This is a genomic window from Novosphingobium sp. BL-S-21, from assembly GCF_055521655.1.
In genome coordinates, this window is the sequence record NZ_CM145495.1 from 1087004 (window position 1) to 1104030 (window position 17027).

General features: G+C 65.3%; 18 protein-coding genes and 1 riboswitch. Of the genes, 6 read left to right on the forward strand and 12 right to left on the reverse strand.

Going from position 1 to position 17027, the window contains the following annotated elements:
* From cobO to ACZ1J6_RS04280, 4 genes are all read right to left on the reverse strand, one after another.
* Positions 1–606: a cob(I)yrinic acid a,c-diamide adenosyltransferase gene (gene cobO, locus ACZ1J6_RS04265; protein WP_134095504.1), complete on the reverse strand. Its 606-nt coding sequence runs from the start codon at positions 604–606 to the stop codon at positions 1–3.
* A 2-nt stretch (positions 607–608) separates the two neighbouring features.
* A complete protein-coding gene (gene cobN / locus ACZ1J6_RS04270; protein ID WP_431568982.1) occupies positions 609–4331 on the reverse strand; it encodes a cobaltochelatase subunit CobN in 3723 nt (1240 codons plus the stop codon).
* 145 nt (positions 4332–4476) lie between these two features.
* Positions 4477–5526: a cobalamin biosynthesis protein CobW gene (gene cobW / locus ACZ1J6_RS04275; protein WP_431568981.1), complete on the reverse strand. Its 1050-nt coding sequence runs from the start codon at positions 5524–5526 to the stop codon at positions 4477–4479.
* A 189-nt stretch (positions 5527–5715) separates the two neighbouring features.
* A riboswitch (cobalamin riboswitch) is annotated at positions 5716–5958 on the reverse strand.
* 32 nt (positions 5959–5990) lie between these two features.
* Positions 5991–6572 carry a histidine phosphatase family protein gene (locus ACZ1J6_RS04280; protein WP_431568980.1) on the reverse strand — a complete coding sequence of 194 codons (582 nt, stop codon included), beginning with the start codon at positions 6570–6572 and terminating at the stop codon, positions 5991–5993.
* Positions 6573–6768: 196 nt separating this feature from the next.
* Between ACZ1J6_RS04280 and ACZ1J6_RS04285 the strand changes: the two genes are divergently transcribed.
* Positions 6769–6996, forward strand: coding sequence for a CbtB domain-containing protein (locus ACZ1J6_RS04285; RefSeq protein ID WP_132265665.1), 228 nt, complete (start codon positions 6769–6771; stop codon positions 6994–6996).
* Between the two features lie 10 nt (positions 6997–7006).
* Entirely contained in the window at positions 7007–7771 is a 765-nt protein-coding gene (locus ACZ1J6_RS04290) for a CbtA family protein (protein WP_431568979.1), read from the forward strand.
* 34 nt (positions 7772–7805) lie between these two features.
* Here the strand turns inward: ACZ1J6_RS04290 and ACZ1J6_RS04295 are convergent, their stop codons facing one another.
* The 3 genes from ACZ1J6_RS04295 to ACZ1J6_RS04305 all read right to left on the reverse strand — a co-directional run bounded on the left by ACZ1J6_RS04295 (position 7806) and on the right by ACZ1J6_RS04305 (position 8960).
* Entirely contained in the window at positions 7806–8282 is a 477-nt protein-coding gene (locus ACZ1J6_RS04295) for a MarR family winged helix-turn-helix transcriptional regulator (RefSeq protein ID WP_134095510.1), read from the reverse strand.
* A gap of 149 nt (positions 8283–8431) precedes the next feature.
* Entirely contained in the window at positions 8432–8701 is a 270-nt protein-coding gene (locus tag ACZ1J6_RS04300) for a DUF6356 family protein (protein ID WP_132265671.1), read from the reverse strand.
* Positions 8702–8726: 25 nt separating this feature from the next.
* The gene (locus ACZ1J6_RS04305; RefSeq protein ID WP_132265673.1) at positions 8727–8960 is read right to left on the reverse strand and encodes a hypothetical protein; all 234 of its coding nucleotides are present in this window, start codon (positions 8958–8960) and stop codon (positions 8727–8729) included.
* Positions 8961–9111: 151 nt separating this feature from the next.
* Here ACZ1J6_RS04305 and ACZ1J6_RS04310 point away from each other — a divergent pair, with 151 nt between their 5' ends.
* Complete coding sequence (locus ACZ1J6_RS04310; protein WP_465126983.1) at positions 9112–9636, forward strand: hypothetical protein; 525 nt, start codon at positions 9112–9114, stop codon at positions 9634–9636.
* Between the two features lie 90 nt (positions 9637–9726).
* Complete coding sequence (locus ACZ1J6_RS04315) at positions 9727–11010, forward strand: cystathionine gamma-synthase family protein (RefSeq protein WP_431568978.1); 1284 nt, start codon at positions 9727–9729, stop codon at positions 11008–11010.
* A 5-nt stretch (positions 11011–11015) separates the two neighbouring features.
* Here the strand turns inward: ACZ1J6_RS04315 and ACZ1J6_RS04320 are convergent, their stop codons facing one another.
* From ACZ1J6_RS04320 to ACZ1J6_RS04335, 4 genes are all read right to left on the reverse strand, one after another.
* Positions 11016–11594 carry a DUF1989 domain-containing protein gene (locus ACZ1J6_RS04320; protein WP_431569115.1) on the reverse strand — a complete coding sequence of 193 codons (579 nt, stop codon included), beginning with the start codon at positions 11592–11594 and terminating at the stop codon, positions 11016–11018.
* Between the two features lie 5 nt (positions 11595–11599).
* Positions 11600–12280, reverse strand: coding sequence for a guanitoxin biosynthesis heme-dependent pre-guanitoxin N-hydroxylase GntA (gntA, locus tag ACZ1J6_RS04325; RefSeq protein WP_431568977.1), 681 nt, complete (start codon positions 12278–12280; stop codon positions 11600–11602).
* A 62-nt stretch (positions 12281–12342) separates the two neighbouring features.
* Entirely contained in the window at positions 12343–12516 is a 174-nt protein-coding gene (locus ACZ1J6_RS04330; RefSeq protein WP_431568976.1) for a hypothetical protein, read from the reverse strand.
* On the reverse strand, positions 12516–13025 hold the full coding sequence (locus tag ACZ1J6_RS04335; RefSeq protein ID WP_431568975.1) for a hemerythrin domain-containing protein: 510 nt from the start codon (positions 13023–13025) through the stop codon (positions 12516–12518). The genes ACZ1J6_RS04330 and ACZ1J6_RS04335 overlap by 1 nt, the downstream gene beginning before the upstream one ends.
* Positions 13026–13254: 229 nt before the next feature.
* Between ACZ1J6_RS04335 and ACZ1J6_RS04340 the strand changes: the two genes are divergently transcribed.
* Positions 13255–14013, forward strand: a complete 759-nt coding sequence (locus ACZ1J6_RS04340) for an SDR family oxidoreductase (protein ID WP_431568974.1) — start codon at positions 13255–13257, stop codon at positions 14011–14013.
* Positions 14014–14229: 216 nt separating this feature from the next.
* Here the strand turns inward: ACZ1J6_RS04340 and ACZ1J6_RS04345 are convergent, their stop codons facing one another.
* Positions 14230–14565, reverse strand: a complete 336-nt coding sequence (locus ACZ1J6_RS04345; RefSeq protein ID WP_431568973.1) for a hypothetical protein — start codon at positions 14563–14565, stop codon at positions 14230–14232.
* A 128-nt stretch (positions 14566–14693) separates the two neighbouring features.
* On the opposite strand from ACZ1J6_RS04345, the gene ACZ1J6_RS04350 reads away from it, so the two are divergent.
* A complete protein-coding gene (locus tag ACZ1J6_RS04350; RefSeq protein ID WP_431568972.1) occupies positions 14694–16931 on the forward strand; it encodes a spermidine synthase in 2238 nt (745 codons plus the stop codon).
* Positions 16932–17027 lie beyond the last annotated feature (96 nt).

Sequence of the window (17027 nt, forward strand, 5' to 3'; positions counted from 1 at the left end):
CTAGAACTCGATGCCCGCCTGCGCCTTCACGCCGGAACGGAACGGGTGCTTTACCAGCGTCATCTCGGTCACGAGGTCCGCCGCCTCCATCAGCCCCTCGGGCGCATTGCGGCCGGTGACGATCACATGCTTCATCTCGCCGCGCGCAGTCAGCACTTCCAGCACTTCGTCCAGCGGCAGGTAGTCGTAGCGCAGCACGATGTTGAGTTCGTCCGCCAGAACCATGTCGTAAGCAGGGTCGGCGATCATGCGCTTCACTTCCTCCCACGCCTCACGTGAAAGCTCGATGTCGCGGGCGCGGTCCTGCGTGTTCCAGGTGAAGCCTTCGCCCATCGGCTTGAATTCCACCTGATCGGGAAAGGCATCGAAGACCACCTTCTCGCCGGTGGTCATCGCGCCCTTCACGAACTGGACGACGCCCACTTTCTTGCCGTGGCCGATCATGCGCACCACCATGCCGAGAGCAGCGGTGGTCTTGCCTTTGCCCTTGCCGGTGTGGACAACCAGAAGGCCCTTTTCGACCGTCTTGCCGGCCATGATCTTGTCATGCGCCGCCTGCTTCTTCTTCATCTTCTCGGCGTGCTGTTCGTCGGTACGCTGCACCATGATCATGCTCCAGAGAGTTCGGCGAGCATCACGCCCGCACTGTTGGATCGGGGTTTCCAAAGGCCGCGCTCCTGCGCTTCGGCCAGCCGCGCGGCGGTTTCGCGCAAGGCGGCGGGGTTGGCCTCGGCCATGAAGGTGCGCACCGTCTCGTCTTCGATGAAAGCGGCGTGGACGGCGTCGAAGTGGTGGTCCTTCACCGCATGGGTCGTGGCGGCAAAGGCAAAGAGGTAGTCGACCGAGGCGGCGATCTCGAACGCGCCCTTGTACCCGTGCCGCATCACGCCGGCGATCCACTTGGGGTTGGTGACGCGCCCGCGCACGATGCGGCCGATCTCATCCTCCAGGGTACGGATCACCGGGCGTTCGGGGCGGCTGTGGTCGTTGTGATAGCTGAGCGGCGCGCGGCCCTTCAGATGCTCGACGGCGGCGGCGATGCCGCCCTCGAATTGATAATAGTCGTCGCTGTCGAGCAAGTCGTGCTCGCGGTTGTCCTGGTTCTGGACCACGGCATCGACCGAGGCGAGGCGGGCTGCGAACAGCCCGCGCTCGGCATTGCCTTCGACGCCGCTGCCGTAGGCGTAGCTGCCCCAGTCAAGGTAGACGTCCGCCAGATCGCCGCGCTCGTGCCAGATCTTCTCGTCGATCATGGCCTGAAGGCCGGCTCCGTAGGCGCCAGGCTTCGAACCGAACACGCGCGCACCGGCGCGACGGGTAGCCTGGGTTTCGGCCTCGCCGCCCTCGACAAGAGCGGCGGCTTCGGCGCGGTGGCGTTCTGCGGCGGGGTTATCACCCAGCGGCTCGTCGAGTGCCATCACGGCGCGCGCGGCGCTGTCGATCAGGTCGATCTGCTCGGGGAAGGCATCGCGGAAGAAGCCGGAGACGCGCAAGGTCACGTCCACGCGCGGGCGGCCGAGTTCGGCCACGGTCATGATCTCGAAGCCGACCACCCGGCCCGAAGTCCAGTCCCAGCGTGGGCGGGCGCCCATCAGTGCGAGAGCCTGGGCGATGTCGTCGCCGCCGGTGCGCATGTTGGCGGTGCCCCAGGCCGACAGGGCGATGGCCTGCGGGTATTCGCCTTCGCGCTGGAGGTAGTCCTCCACCAGCAGATCGGCGGACTTGCGCCCGAGTTCCCAGGCAACCGCCGTGGGCACGGCGCGGGTGTCGACCGAATAGAAGTTGCGGCCGGTCGGCAGCACATCGGGGCGGCCTCGTGTCGGCGCGCCGGAGGGGCCGGGCAGGACAAAGCGGCCATCGAGACCGGCCAGTAACGCCTCGGCCTCGCGCGGGCCGCAAAGGTCGATGCGGGGGGCGAGGTCGCTGCCGATGGCGTGAAGGACGGCGGCGGTCTCGCTGCCGAGGTTTCCGCTCGGCGTATCGACCAGATCCGCCGCCAGCAGTTCGAGCCGCTCGACGGTATCGCCATGCGTGCGCCATGGCTCGTCAGAAACAGCTGCGAGTGTCTGCGGCCGCGCGCCGTCCCAGCGATCGCCCATGCGGCAGTCGAGCGGATCGAAGTCCAGCCCCAGATCCGCCGCCATCGCCCGCAGCAGCGAGGCTTGGCCGGCGTGATCGTAGCCGCGCGGTGTGCGGGCCAGAGCCACCAACAGATCGCGCCTTAGCCGGCCCTCGGGCGATTGCGTGAAGACATGCAGCCCGTCGCGGATCTGCAATTCCTTCAACTCGCACAAGTAGTTGTCGATGGCCGAGAGCGCGTCGTCATCATCGCCGCTGGCGCCGGCATCGCGGTCGAGGCCATGGCTACGCGCAAGGTCGAGAATGTCGCGCCGCAGCCGATCGAGGCGGCGTGGGTCCATGCCGGCCGCGAGGTAGTATTCGTCCACCAGCGCTTCCAGTTGCTTGAGCGGGCCGTACGTCTCGGCGCGGGTGAGCGGCGGGGTGAGGTGATCGATGACCACCGCGCTGATGCGGCGCTTGGCCTGCGTGCCTTCGCCAGGGTCGTTGACGATGAAGGGATAGAGCTGCGGCAGCGGCCCGGCGCAGATCTCCGGAAAGCAATCGCGCGAAAGCGAGATTGCCTTGCCCGGTAGCCATTCCAGATTGCCGTGCTTGCCGACATGCACGAGGGCCTGCGCGCCGAAGTCCTGCGCCAGCCAGATATGGAACGCGAGGTAGGCGTGGGGCGGAGGCAGGGCCGGATCGTGGTAGCTCGCCTTGGGATCGATATTGTAGCCGCGCGCGGGCTGCACCGCGATGGCGAGCTTGCCGAAGCGATGAACGGGCAGCCGGAACGCGCCGTCGCGCATGAAGGGATCGGCGGAAGGTTCGCCCCAGCGTTCGAGCATGACCTTGCGCGCGCTTTCCGGTACTGCGGCGAGGGCGGCTTGGTAGGCCGAGAGCGGCAAGGAGACTTCGCCGGCGCGGTCGAGCGAGGTGAGGTCGTTGGTGACGCCTCCGGTCATGATCCGCATCAGCGCGGCGCCGTCATGTGGGGCGTCACCGATGTCGTAACCGGCCGCGGCCAGCGCGGCGATGATGGCGGCGGCGCTGGCGGGGGTGTCGAGACCGACGCCGTTGCCGATACGTCCGTCACGGTTGGGGTAGTTCGCCAGCACCAATGCTACGCGGCGCTCGGCCGGGGCGCTGCGACGCAGACTGGCCCATCCGGCGGCGAGGTCGGCGACGAAATCCACGCGGTCCGCCGCGACGCGGGGGACGACGATGCCGCACTGCGTCACTTCGTCGAAGCGCTCGGCCGCCTTGAAGGCGACGGCGCGGGTAAAGATGCGGCCGTCGACTTCGGGCAGCGCCACGTTCATCGCCAGATCGCGTGGGCCAAGGCCGCGCGCGGCGCCTTGCCAATCGGCTTCCTCGACGCCCGCGAAGGCGACTTGCAGGATCGGGCAGTTGGCCTTTTCCAGAATGCCGGGCTTGCGGTCGTCGCCTGCGGATGAGGAGGCGAAGCTGGTGGCGTTGACGATCACATCGGGCGCCACTTCGCCGAGCAGGCCGCCCAGCCAATCCACCGCGAAGGGCTCACGCAAGGCGCGGACGTGGACGGCGGCGACATTGAAGCCGCGTTCCCGAAGCGCCGCGATCATGGCGTCCACCGCGTCGAGCGTGCCGGCGATCATCAGCGCGCGGTAGAACACCAGCAGCGCCAGCGGCCGGCCTTCGACCCATCCGGCCTGCACCTCGGCAAGCCCGGCGCGCTCCGTGCCTGCAAGATAGAGCCCGGCATCGGCCACCGGCACGGGATCGTCCGGCTCTCCCGCATCATGGCCGATGGCCCGTGTGGCGGTGCGCAGGAAGGAGAGCGCATTGGCGGTGCCGCCCTGCCGCAGATAGTCGCGCAATTTCTCACGCATTTCGGCGGGCAGGGTGGACGCGCGGTCGAGCGCCGGATCGGCCTCTCGCCCATCGGCTATCGCGGCGAAGGCAATGCCGTTCTCGCGCGCGACGCGGGCGATCTCGTCGATGCCGTAGCCCCAGTAGCTCTTGCCGCCGAGCAGGATCACGCACACGAATTTGGCGTGCGCGATCACTTTATCGACATAGAGGTCGATCGAGTAGGGATGGCGCAATTGCAGCAGGTTGGCGAGGCGGACGCTGGGAGCATCGGAGGGCAACCGCGCCGCCGCGCTTGCAAAGCAGGCGAGTTCGCTGTCCGCCACGGTGAGGATCACCATGTCGCCGGGAGACTGGTCGAGGTCGATCGCCTCCTCGCCGTTGGAGATCGTCCCCGGCGTGGCGGACAGCAGGTGCATCAGGCGTTCCCCCCGACACCGCGACAGAACTCTTCCTCGTCATTGCGAGCGAAGCGAAGCAATCCAGGGCGGCTCTGCGTGGCTCTGGATTGCTTCACCCGCTTTGCGGGTTCGCAATGACGAAGTGGGGAGGGGAGCCTAAGCTTCACGCTGCCACGGCGCCGAGAACGTCTGCCAGCCCGGCCTCGATGGCCGCGCGGTCCAGCCCGTTCTGGCCGATCACCACAAGCTGGGTGCGGCGCGCTTCCTGCGGCAGCCAGGCGCGGTCGTAGAAGTGCTGGATGCGCGGCCCCACGGCCTGCACGACAAGGCGGCTCGGCTTGCCGCCGACCGCGACCATGCCCTTCACGCGCAGCACGTCATGCTCCGCGATCAGGTCCTCGAGGCGGGCGAGCAAGGCGTCGAGATCGGCAACATCACCGCCGGAGACAACGAAGCTGTCGAAGTCGTCATGGTCGTGATCCTCGTCCAGCCCGTCGATGTGCGAGGGGCGGGAATCGAGGTCGTCCTCGGCAGCGGCGGTGATGCCCAGCAGCGCGGCGATATCGACCGCGCCGTGGTCCGCGCGCACGATCTTCACGCCGGGACGCGTCTCGGCCAAGACCAGCGTCTCGACGTGGGCGAGGGCGTCTGCGTCGACGAGGTCGGTCTTGTTGAGCACGACCATGTCCGCGCAGCCGAGCTGTTCCTCGAACAGTTCTTCCAGCGGGCTTTCATGGTCCAGCATCGGATCGGCGGCGCGGGCTGCGGCAAGCGCGGCCTCGTCCGTGGCGAAGCGGCCGGCGGCCACGGCATCGGCGTCGATCAGCGCGACCACGCCGTCCACGGTGGCGCGGGTGCGGATATCCGGCCACTGGAACGCCTTCACCAGCGGCTTGGGCAGGGCGAGGCCGCTCGTTTCGATGATGATGTGATCGGGCTTGTTCTCGCGGTCGAGCAGCTTCTGCATGGTCGGCAGGAAATCGTCGGCGACGGTGCAGCAGATGCAGCCGTTGGCCAGTTCGACGATGTCGTCTTCCGGGCAGGCCTCGTCATTGCAGCCCTTCACCAGTTCGCTGTCGACGCCGACGTCGCCGAACTCGTTGATGATGAGCGCGAGGCGGCGGCCCTTGGCGTTCTGGAGCAGATGGCGGATCAGCGTGGTCTTGCCCGCGCCGAGGAAGCCGGTGATGACGGTGGTGGGAACTTTGCTCATATCTCGTCTCCCGTGCGCCAGCGACCTGAAACGGCGGGACGTCCCGTCGCGGGCGCGACGATGGCGGCACGCCGCGACGGACCGGCGCACGGGCGCCCGACGCGATATGCCGCTGCGGCCCCGGCCGCATGCATCACGTCGCTCAGACGGAAGAGTTACCGTGCCTTGGCCATTCCCTGGACCCGGGCAAGAGCGACATCGACGCCGGCAGGTTTCCTGGCTCGCGGGTCATCACGCGATGCACGGCCTTCCCAGGCCTCGCATGACTTAGCGTCCGGCCCAGTGGCTGCGGTGGGGGCCTTGCCCCGCCGCGAATGTGCATCGCGCTCGCCGCTTACAGTTGCAGGGACAGCCGCGGATCGGGACGGCGAACCGTCCTTACCGCGTTCCGGTATTAAGCCCCTTGCGGGGCACCGGCGCGATCTTCGTCCGGTCGCCAGAAGGCATCCCGAACCCGGAGGCGATTAGCCGGGGACGCCCCGCACCGCAAGACCCAGAGACTGCAATCGCCAACTCCGGTTGAAGGAAAGAACGGTGCAGGAGAGCGGCGCCACATCGATGGCAAGCGCTGCGCGCAGCGGCAGATCCAGCGCATGGGAGAGGGCGGCGCGGATCGTCATCGGGTGCGTGATGGCGCAGGTCGGCGCATCGGAGCCGGCAGCGCGGTCCATCCATGCCCCGATCCGCGTGCGAACCTGATCCAGTGTTTCACCCGCAAGCGCGCCTTGCGCGGGTTCGGCCAGCCACCGGCCGAGCTGTCCGGGATCGCTCGCCTCGATCTGCGCGAAGGACAAGCCTTGCCACTCGCCATGATCGATATCGGCAAGCGCCGGTTCGGTCCTGGCCGTAAGCCTCATCGCCGAGGCGGTCTCGGCAGCGGCGCGGGCGGGGCTGGCTTGCAGCGCGGCGTGGTAGCGTTGGGGCAACCTGGCCAGGGCGGCATCGCGTCGCCCTGCCGCATCCAGCGGTTCCGCCGGTTCGGGAAACCGGCCTTCGCGGCTCGACGCCGTGGCGGCAATGCAGATCAGCAGGAGGGGTGTCGCCAAGGGTAAATTCCGGGGGGTCGTTGACGCCGCGGCCCGCGCGGTCCTAAGGAAGCGGCGTCGAGTATCGAAGAAGCCGGTGAGAATCCGGCGCGGTCGCGCCACTGTAATCGCACGGGAACCGTCCCGTCGAGAGCCAGACCTTCCTTCTTGGCAACAGGTTTTCCGGGGACGCGCAATCCCGCCAAGGAGCATGACAATGGCTGTTTCCACCGCAGTTTTCGACGACGCTTTCATTCCCGTGCAGGGCGGTAACGCCATTCCCCTGGAAGACATCGCGCCCTGGGCCGTGCTCGGCACGCTGCTGGCCGTCATCTTCATCTATTTCGTCAGCACCGAACAGGGCGCCTTCTCCCTGTTCCAGGGCATGTACGTCCACGAATTCGTCCACGACGGGCGTCACCTCCTCGGCTTCCCCTGCCACTGAGGCGGTGCACATGACCAGGGACTTGCTCTGGCGCGGGATGCTTGCCGGCATTCTGGGCGCGCTTCTCGCCACGCTTTTTGCGCGTGGCTTCGCCGAACCGCAGATCGATCTGGCGATCGGTTACGAGGAAAGCCACTCCGCGCATGATGCCCCGTCCGGCCATGCCGGGATGGCCATGCCCCACGCCGGCACGCCGGCCGAGCCGCAGGAAGAGGAACTCGTCAGCCGCGATACGCAGAAAGGTGCGGGACTGGTGACCGCGCTCGTGCTGTACGGCGCTGCGGTGGGCGGGATCTTCTCGCTCGTCTTCGCTTACGGCTACGGCCGCATGGGAAATCTGGGCCCGCGCAGCTTCGCACTCATGCTGGCCGCGCTGACGTTCGCGCTGGTGGTGCTGGTACCGGCGATCAAATATCCCCAGACCCCGCCAGCCGTAGGCAAGCACGAAACCGTGGCCCTGCGCACTGCCGCCTATTTCGGCATGATCGCGCTGTCGCTCGGCGCGGCCGTCGTGGCAGCGCGTATCAGGAGCGCCCTTGCACGACCGGGACGCGGTTTCGATGCGACGCTGCTCGGTCTTGTGATCTATCTGGGCCTGGTGGGCCTGGGGCAGTTCCTGCTGCCTGCCGTGAACGAGGTTCCCACGGACTTCCCGGCCGTGCTTCTGTGGAACTTCCGCGTGGCCTCCATCGGCACGCAGCTGGTGCTATGGGCGACGATTGGCCTCGCTTTCGGACTTTGGGCCGAGCGCGTGCTGCAGAAGGCAAAGTGCTGATCGTTCAATCGGTTGGAGTGCAGAGCTGCCTGGTTCAGGAACTCTGCACTTTGGCCACGAGACGGAGCGGCGCACGGCTCATCTCGTTGCCCGCCTGCGTGGCTTTCTGGAGCACTCTCAAGAAGACATCGCGCTCGTCGCGCGACAGGTGGACGACGAGATCGTCCTGAACCTTGTCGACCCAGGGCTCCGCGATATCGAGCGTCACCAGTCCGGCACTGCTGAGCATGAGCACTCGCGCCCGCCGGTCGGTGGGGCTGACTTCCCGGTCTACGAGGCCTTTCTGCACCAGCCTGTCGATGACGCCGCCAATGGTCACGCGGTCGTAGGCGATCATGCCGGCGAGGGTCTGCTGGTCCAGTCCGGGATGGTCGCGAAGCGTGAGCAGCGCCGCATATTGCACGGACGTGAGATCGAGACCGGCTTCCGCCATGCGCGAGGCAAAGCGCGCAAGGGAAATCTGCTGCAGGCGGCGGATCAGATGTCCGGGCATTGTCTCGAGGTCGCTCATGGATAGCCACCTAGCGTGAGAACCGCCGCCTGCTCAAGATGATGTTGCGCCGGAAGGGGTTGTCGGCGTTATTTACAAGGATTTCATCCGCCCCGGCGGTCAGGATCGTTCTCCGGCATGGTCCTGAGCGGTAAAAATCGGCGACGTGTCTAGATTTCGTATTCCGGTTGCCATGTTTTGGCGGCGACGCGTTCCTGCTTCTTCACGGGCAGCCCCTGTTGCCGGCGGGCCATCTCGCCATGAAGCTTGCGAACCATGTCGCTGCCGGCATGGGTGAGCAGGCCGGGAACGAACCCGTGCAGCATGGTCCCAAGGCCGGCCACCACCATGCGCAGGCCGAAGCGATTGGCGACCAGCCAGTGCTCCCCATAGCTTTCGTTTACTTTTCGCGGGTGCTCGATGAAAAGGGCTTTGAACATCCTGGCTTCCTCTTTCCGCCTTCGATTACGCGGTGGGCGGATAGGGGTGATGGCCGAAGACCCAGTGCGTTCGCGGATCGGCCTGACCGTCAATCAGGAGGACCTTGGCGCTGTGCCCCTTCATGCCCACCTGATGCGCGGCATCGATGGCACGGTTGAGTGCGGCTCGCTGGCTTTCGAATGCGGCCAGGAACACGCCATGAAGGCTTACCGCCCAGTCGAGGCCCTTGCGGACGACGTGGAAATCGCTGTGAGGCATGAAACCATACTCCCTTTCGATTTTGACACTGGCCAATCCCGTTTGTGACGTAGCGTCGCGGTTGGCTCGATCGCTGTCAATCTGCCCCTTGAGGGGCGGTAGTTCTTGGAGGCCGGCTCGCGGCCTTGTTTGTCAACTTATTTACTTGAGAATGCATCGTCAAGCCCGGTGTTCCCATCCCCGTGCATCTGGCGGTGAATGGCGGCTGCCTTGCGACCGGCTGCAAACGATCGTCCGACGAGGCGATCTGCAAAAGCGGAAAACTGCCATTTTTCGCACTTCACAAGGGTGTCATCCGAAACTCGAACGCGTCCGGCGCGTTTCAGGACAGGACAAGTTCGGCGCGCCGCTGACCGGCCGCCGGCACCATTGGGAGCCAGGAAAAGTGGATATCTACGCAGGACCGCGGAGCCATGTCGCAAGGCCCGCTTCGCGAGAGGACGAGTCGCTCGGCAAGCAGGGGCGCAGCGACGCGGCCGTTCTTCAGGTACATCTGCTGGGCGATTCGGTGCGCGCCGCAGGGCAGTTCCAGCGCTCCGCGCTTGGCCATATGGACCACGAGAACTGGATAGAGCGCGTCCGGGCAGACGGGCAACGGCTGATGGATCTGCTCAGCCAGATGGGTTTCAGCCCGAATTCGAGTGGTTCGGCGCGAACCTCCGAAGTTCGCCGATAGCACCGGCTCCTGCTGCAACCCACGGAAGAGTTGTCAGTTTAACCTCTTCGGAAAAAGCCATGCTCCGCGAGCATTGGAAAGGAGAGGGACATGACGGCACCGCGCGAAAGCAAGACGTCCATCGGCAACCATCGGCTTCATCCCGATACCCTGATGCTCAATTACGGCTACGACCCGCTCCTTTCCGAAGGAGCGGTGAAACCGCCGGTATTCCTTACTTCCACATTCGTATTTCCCACCGCCGAAGAAGGCCGCGACTTTTTCGACTATGTAGCGGGCCGCAAGGAACCGCCGCCGGGACAGGGGCGGGGCCTGGTCTATTCGCGCTTCAACCATCCCAACAGCGAGATCGTCGAGGACCGCATGGCGGTCTACGAAGGGGCGGAAGCGGGGGTGGTGTTCTCCTCGGGCATGGGCGCGATCACGACCACGATCCTGACGTTCGCCCGGCCCGGCGATGTCATCCTCCATTCCCAGCCCCTTTACGGCGGCACTGAAACGCTTCTTGCCAAGACACTGGCCAACCTCGGCATCAAGGCGATGGGTTTCAGCGACGGGCTGGACGAAGAAGCCACAGCCGCCGCCGCCAGGCAGGCCATCGCCAATGGCCGAGTGTCACTGGTGCTGATCGAAACGCCGGCCAATCCCACCAACAGCCTTGTCGACATCGCGCTGCTGAGGCGGCTGTGCGAGGACATCGAGCGACAGCAGGGGCACCGCCCGCTGCTGGTTTGCGACAATACGCTGCTCGGTCCCGTCTTCCAGCATCCCCTGCGGCTCGGCGCGGATATTTCTCTCTATTCGCTGACCAAATATGTCGGTGGTCACTCGGACCTCGTGGCGGGTGCGGCCCTGGGGTCGGCCAAGCTGATGCGCGAGGTGCGGTTGCTGCGCAGTGCCATCGGCACCCAGCTCGATCCGCATAGCTGCTGGATGCTCGGCCGGTCGCTGGAAACGCTGGGCCTGCGCATGGAGCGGGCCAATACCAACGCCGCGGCGGCGGCGAACTTCCTGCGATCCCATCCCAAGATCGTGGGCGTGGCCTATCCGCCCTTCTACCCCGAAGGAACCCGGCAAGCCGAGGTCTTCGCCGCGCAATGCAGCGGCGCGGGCTCCACGTTCGCCTTCGATATCGCGGGCGGACAGCCGGCCGCGTTCCGCTTCCTCAACGCGCTGGAGATATTCAAGCTGGCGGTGAGCCTGGGTGGTACCGAGTCCCTGGCCAGTCATCCGGCGACGACGACGCATTCCGGAGTTCCCGTGGAAGTCCGCGATCGGATCGGGGTGATGGAATCGACCATTCGCCTGTCCATCGGCATCGAACACCCGGACGACATCGTGGCCGATCTCGCCCAGGCGCTGGACGCCAGCTAGCGCGATCAGTCGTCGATGCGATAGTCGATCGGCTTGAACGTCCCGCCATTGCTCGCATAGGCCGAGCAGGCGGTGAGGCCGATGACAAGGTCCTGTTCGGCACGGAACGACACGCTGTCACCGGCACGACTGGGCGGCGGCAGCACGGAAATGCCCCCGGTGCTGTCTACCGGCACGTTCATGAAGCAATTGAAGGCTACCGGAATGTCGTCCGACGAGACACCGTAGGGCGCCAGCGCTTCCGCCAGGTTGCCGAAGCAGCCCCGATGTTCCGGCTTGTCCGGATAGAAATGCCTGAAGGTATCGACGCTGCATGGGGTCAGCAGGAAATCATGGCAGCCCACGCTGTCTTCCTCGATCGTGAGCAGGACGCGGGAGCGGTTTGACCAGATCCGGTTGCCGCGCGTGAGCCTGAGGGTCTCCTCATAATCGAAGGTCCGGCCATTGCTGATCACTTCGCGGACATCACTGGCTGAGAAAGCCAGCAGGTCGGACACTTGCGTGCCGAGCGGGTCGACCACCGTGAGCAATTGTCCACGCGCCAAAGGGAATGCCGCGCCGCTGCGGGGCATGATGCGGTTCATGTCGCTCACCGTGCGGAGCGGGGGTTCTGGAAAGGGCACTGCCATTCCGGGCCGACCAGGCGGCCGCTATATTGCGCCGCCTCGCTCACCTCACCGTGGCGCGCGAGCATGGGATTGATCGAACCGGCCATCTTCACATCACGCTCCAGGATCGTTTCGCGTATCTTTTCATAGCTTCCCTGCGCGCGAAGCTGCTCGAACTGGTCATGGAGATTGAATACCATGACCGGCCGCTCGAAACGACGGGCAGGGCGACTGGCCTGCGGGTGCATGCCGACGACGAAGAACGCCTCGCCGCCGAAACTCAGCGAGAAATGCGGGTCGTCGGGATCGCTGCTGACGCGGCGATCATAAGGCAGACCGAGCCAGGCATCCTTGTCCGTGAGGGACTGGACGCGGTTCCACAAGGCATGTTCGAACCGATCTTCGCTCAGGGGGCCGTCATCCGCGAAGATCACCGCCAGACTGCGGAACAGCGACGGGTCCTCCTGATAGCTGCCCGACCAGTCCAGCAGCTTTTCATAGATGACGAGATCGTCCCACGAACTCTCGATCGAATGGCACACGGCAATCGCCAGAGTACCGCGCGAGAGCGCCGACTTCGCGCCAACGCAGGGGAACGCCCTGGACTCGATGAATGCCCTGAAACGCTCTTCCCAGGGCGAACGATCTTCTTCGGAAAACACGCTACTTCCTCTCCAGCTTCGGCTTCGGTGGCAGTGAACCAATGCTTCGATTATTTTGCGTTTCAGTTCAGGCCCTTGCGTTCCTGAACACCGGTACGTTCATCCTGATCGAGGCGCTCCGCGTGCCAGATATTGCGGCCGACGAAGATCAGCACAATCATGGCCAGCAGGATCACCACAACGGTGATTCCGGCGCGTTGCAGGCGGCGCGGGCTGGGCTTGTCGCGGTCCCTCATCATGCCGCCAGCAGATTGAGAACGGTCGGCCGTGCCGGGGGAAGGCCGTCGGCTTTGGCTTGGGCGATCAGTTCCTGCTTGCGGGCCAACATGCGGTCTCGCAAGTCGACAAGATCGACACCGGCCTTTCGGCATTGCGCGAACATGCCTTCGGAGGGCATCTCTTCCTCGTGAACATGGTGCTTGATTTCTTCGGACAGCACTTTGACCTTTGCCTCGAAGAAATCGTCCTCGGGAGAGGCCGCTTCGATATCGTTGATCAGGACTTTTGCGCCATCGTGCTCGACATAGGCCTCGTCCAGCGTGTCATTCTCGATCTTGCCGCGGAATGCCGGATAGAAGATTTCCTCTTCGATCAGGGTGTGGATCTTCAGCTCGATACAGACCTGATGCGCGATCTTCTTCTTTTGCGACGAAGACTTCGCTGCGGTGAAGGTATCGAACAGTGTTTCGACCTTGCGATGATCGGCCTTGAGAAGGGCAATGGCGTCGGTGAAGGATTCTGTCATGGCGTCTTCCTTGTCGGATTTGCCCTGTTAAGCTCGCAGATGTTCCACGCGTTCCCGCTCTATTGATCTATGTTTCTTCGATTGTCTGGGCTTGCTGCAAGAGACCTGAATAGTGCGATGAACCGTTATTTCCCGTATTCGTGCGCTTGAAGCGGAACGAGTACGCGGGCTCGCGACTTGTCCTGGCTGAGCGGCTTAGCCCGCACTTCCAGCAAGGACGCACCGCTCCATGAAGAACCAGGCCGACGCTCACACCGAAACGCCCAGCCTCAAGGGTCGCAAGGCGATCATCACCGGGGGAACGACCGGCATCGGCCGCGCCATCGCCGTGCTACTGGCCAGCGAGGGCGTGGACGTGTTCATATGCGGTCGCTCACCGGAACACCTTGCCGATGCTCTGGAGCGGATCCGGGAAGTGGGGAAGGGCGAGGGCGTTGCTCTGGACCTTGCAGACCCCGAACAGCTGGACACCTTCTTCGCAGAGGCGCGCGCCGGTCTGGGGCAGCCGGACATCGTGGTGGTGAATGCCGCCGTGCCCGCCCGCGCCCTCTCGGACATGACCTCGGACGAAATCCGCTATGCCGTGGCCGTGGACTTCACGGCTTATATCCTGAGTGCCAAAGCCGCGCAGGAAGCGCTGCTGGACCAGGGCGACATCGTCCTCATCGGCTCCATGTCAGCCCATGTGCTCGGCCCCGGCTCGACCGTTTATGCAGGGATGAAGGCCGGGATCGCCGGCTTTTCGGAGGCACTTCGCCGCGAACTCGGACCGCAGGGGATCAAGGTCGCACTGGTCGAGCCCGGCAAGACCGGCGCCGATTTCCAGTACCCCGACATTCCGGCGGAAAAGCAGCGCGAGATGATCGCCGAGGAAACCATGCTGCGCGCGGAGGACATCGCCGTGGGCGTTCACTACCTGCTGACGCAGCCACGCCGTGCGGTGGTGCAACAGCTCACCATCGCGCCCCGTGCTCAGGCCCAGGAGTGACCGCGCGCGCCTTCCGTTACAACGACACCGCAAGGTGGCCCAGCGCGAGGGCAATTCCTGCGCAGGTTATGGCGGCACCGAGGCCGAGTTGGACGGGGCCGACCCATTGGCGAAGGGGCAGGGCGAGGTCTTGTTCAAGCTTTGTCATGTCGCCAGACTAGCGCGCCTGGGCTTCAGGAAGGATCGCGAAAAGCCGTTATCTGTGATCGGCTTCCGTCATGACTTCGCAGGCAGGCCTGCGAACCATTCGGCATAAGGTGTGTTCGTGACCAGATGTCGATTGAGGTCCGGTTCGCCGTCCTTCCACCATACCGGTCCTCGCTCGCCCAGGGCGCGTTTAGCGTGATCGACGTCCTGCCGCGCAGCGGCTTCCCCCGCGGCATCGCCGGTCCGCATGGCTGTTCCCACGGCCCGGCGCGCGCGCATCAGCTCCTTCACCAGGGCGCTGCGGTGCTCCTCTGTCAGCGAGGGGTCGGACTTGCGCCACAACCGCCCACGCACCACGAAGTAGCGACCGTCCGGTGTCTCGGGATATTGCCCTCCTTCGCTCATTCCCGTCCAAACCCGCAGAAGAGGGCAGGGTTTCCCCGAGCAGCGGCCCGAGGGATTTATCGTTGCGGCTTTATCGTTTCTCCGGCGTGGGATAGAGCGCGCATCCTGGACGAGAGCAAGGACGACAGGTGAAAGCTGAAACGAAGGGCCGGGGTAACAGCCGTGCCGCGCGCGGACTGTTCGTCGCGACCATTCTGACAGGCAGCTTCCTGCTGTTTCTGGTGCAGCCGATGGTCGCGCGGATGGCCTTGCCCCGTCTCGGCGGCGCACCCAACGTCTGGAACAGCGCGATGCTGGTCTACCAGGCACTTCTGCTGGCAGGCTACGCCTATGCCCATCTGCTCGGCAGATTGTCCTTGCCGAAGCAGGCATTCGTTCATCTCGGCGTGCTGGTTCTGGCAGGCCTGACTTTGCCGGTCGGACTGGTGGATCTCGCCCAGCCCAGGGGTCTGCCCGAAGCCCTCTGGGTGCCGGTACTCCTGGGCCTGAGCATCGGCCCGGTGTTCTTCGCCGTCTCCGCGCAAGCCCCGCTGATGCAGCGCTGGTTCGCTGCAGACCCGGCGGCAGGAGCGCCCTGGGCGCTTTACGCGGCCTCCAATCTCGGCAGCTTCGCCGGACTGCTGGCCTATCCGCTCGTGGCCGAGCCGATGTTGACGCTGCGCAGCCAGAGCCTTGCCTGGTCGCTCGGCTTCGGCGTGCTCGTACTGCTCGTCGCGGTCGCCGCGGCGAGCCGGAGAGGGCTGCCGCCGATCTCTCTAGCGCAAGAGGTCCAGGAACCCGCGCCCCGGATCGACGGCCGGACCACGCTGCGATGGCTGGCGCTGGCGGCGGTTCCCTCCGGCCTCATGCTCTCTACGACGACGCATCTGACCACCGACATCTTCGCCATGCCGCTGCTCTGGGTCATTCCGCTTGGTCTCTACCTCCTGAGTTTCGTGGTGGCCTTCGCTGATCGGCGCGGGCCGGCGCTGGCGATTTCCCGGATAGCGCCTGTCGTGGTCCTTTTCGCGGGCAGTTATGCCATGTTGTCCAATGGTTCCGGCACGCTGTGGATCGCGGGCGGGGCCTGTCTCATGCTGTTCTGCATCGCCGTTTCCCTCCACAAGCGGCTCTACGACCTCCGGCCGGGACCGGCGCAATTGACCCGCTTCTATCTCGTGATGTCCGCGGGAGGAGCGTTGGGGGGGCTGTTCACGGCCCTGGTCGCACCGCTCGTTTTCGATTGGGCATGGGAGCATCCGCTGCTGGTTCTGGCCGCGGCCATGCTCATGCCGCTCGAACCGCTGCTGCGCTGGCGTAGCGGCGAGGGGATCGAGCCGGGCATGGCCCGCGTGGCGCTTGTGCTCCTGCTGGCGTTCGCGGCGTTTCTGGGCTGGCAGCTCGACCAATTTGCCCTGCGTCCGGAAGAAGGGCTGGCGGCGGTCCTGCTGACGGTTTTCCTGGTGGGCACCGGCGTCATGGTCATGGCCTGGCGCTGGGCTTTCGTAGCTGTCCTGGCCGTGGCGATGGTCGCGCAGGGCGGCATCTGGACGATCCGTGCGACGCTGGGCGGTGAGCGTACCCGCAGCTATTTCGGCATCTATACCGTGCGCGACACGGCCGACGGCACCTTGCGCACGCTGGCGCACGGCACGACGCTCCACGGCGAGCAATCGCTGGAGCCCGGCCGCGCGCGGGATGCCTTGACCTATTACGGCCCGACTTCGGGTGTCGCCCTGGCGCTGGCCGCGGCACCGCACCTGGAAGGGACGGGCGCCCGCGTGGGTGTCGTCGGGCTGGGCACCGGTTCGCTGGCCTGCCGCGCGGCGCCGGGGCAGCACTGGACTTTCTTCGAGATCGACCCGGTGATCCTGCGGTTCTCGACCGAGGGCCGGTTCACGTTCCTGCGTGACTGCACGCCTCAGGCAAAGGTCGTCCTTGGCGATGCGCGTCTGGAACTGTCGCATATGCCGGCCCGCGCTTTCGACGTGCTGGTGATCGATGCCTTTTCGAGCGATGCCATTCCGGTCCATCTGCTTACGACGGAAGCGCTGCAGGTCTATGCGCGGGCATTGACGCCGCGCGGCCTGCTTCTGCTCCATATCTCCAACCGCTACATCAATCTGGCGCCCGTGGTGGGCACGAATGCGGCCGTCAGCGGAATGGCGGCGATGTCGCGCCTGGACCATCCCACGGACACGGATCACTACACACCGTCACGCTGGATCGCGCTGTCTCGGGATGGGGGCGTGTTGAAGGCTCTGAGCCGGATCAGCGCCGACGCGCCCTGGGCGCCGCTCGACGAGCGGGCGGCTCGATCCTGGACCGACGATCACGCCTCGATCCTGCCATTCGTTCGATGGGACCGGATGACCGGTCAACCATGAAGGGGCCGTCCCGTAGATCCGAGACAGGGCGGCGAAACGCGCCAAGCTCGAAGGCCCTTGTGTGTTCCTGCCATTTAGAAAAGTCACTTGTTGTGC

Coding starts and splice junctions, on each gene's coding strand:
- cobO (WP_134095504.1), bottom strand. CDS start 606: ATGGTGCAGCGTACCGACGAACAGCACGCCGAGAAGATGAAGAAGAAG.
- cobN (WP_431568982.1), bottom strand. CDS start 4,331: ATGCACCTGCTGTCCGCCACGCCGGGGACGATCTCCAACGGCGAGGAG.
- cobW (WP_431568981.1), bottom strand. CDS start 5,526: ATGAGCAAAGTTCCCACCACCGTCATCACCGGCTTCCTCGGCGCGGGC.
- ACZ1J6_RS04285 (WP_132265665.1), top strand. CDS start 6,769: ATGGCTGTTTCCACCGCAGTTTTCGACGACGCTTTCATTCCCGTGCAG.
- ACZ1J6_RS04290 (WP_431568979.1), top strand. CDS start 7,007: ATGACCAGGGACTTGCTCTGGCGCGGGATGCTTGCCGGCATTCTGGGC.
- ACZ1J6_RS04295 (WP_134095510.1), bottom strand. CDS start 8,282: ATGAGCGACCTCGAGACAATGCCCGGACATCTGATCCGCCGCCTGCAG.
- ACZ1J6_RS04300 (WP_132265671.1), bottom strand. CDS start 8,701: ATGTTCAAAGCCCTTTTCATCGAGCACCCGCGAAAAGTAAACGAAAGC.
- ACZ1J6_RS04305 (WP_132265673.1), bottom strand. CDS start 8,960: ATGCCTCACAGCGATTTCCACGTCGTCCGCAAGGGCCTCGACTGGGCG.
- ACZ1J6_RS04310 (WP_465126983.1), top strand. CDS start 9,112: ATGCATCGTCAAGCCCGGTGTTCCCATCCCCGTGCATCTGGCGGTGAA.
- ACZ1J6_RS04315 (WP_431568978.1), top strand. CDS start 9,727: ATGACGGCACCGCGCGAAAGCAAGACGTCCATCGGCAACCATCGGCTT.
- ACZ1J6_RS04320 (WP_431569115.1), bottom strand. CDS start 11,594: ATGAACCGCATCATGCCCCGCAGCGGCGCGGCATTCCCTTTGGCGCGT.
- ACZ1J6_RS04330 (WP_431568976.1), bottom strand. CDS start 12,516: ATGAGGGACCGCGACAAGCCCAGCCCGCGCCGCCTGCAACGCGCCGGA.
- ACZ1J6_RS04335 (WP_431568975.1), bottom strand. CDS start 13,025: ATGACAGAATCCTTCACCGACGCCATTGCCCTTCTCAAGGCCGATCAT.
- ACZ1J6_RS04340 (WP_431568974.1), top strand. CDS start 13,255: ATGAAGAACCAGGCCGACGCTCACACCGAAACGCCCAGCCTCAAGGGT.
- ACZ1J6_RS04345 (WP_431568973.1), bottom strand. CDS start 14,565: ATGAGCGAAGGAGGGCAATATCCCGAGACACCGGACGGTCGCTACTTC.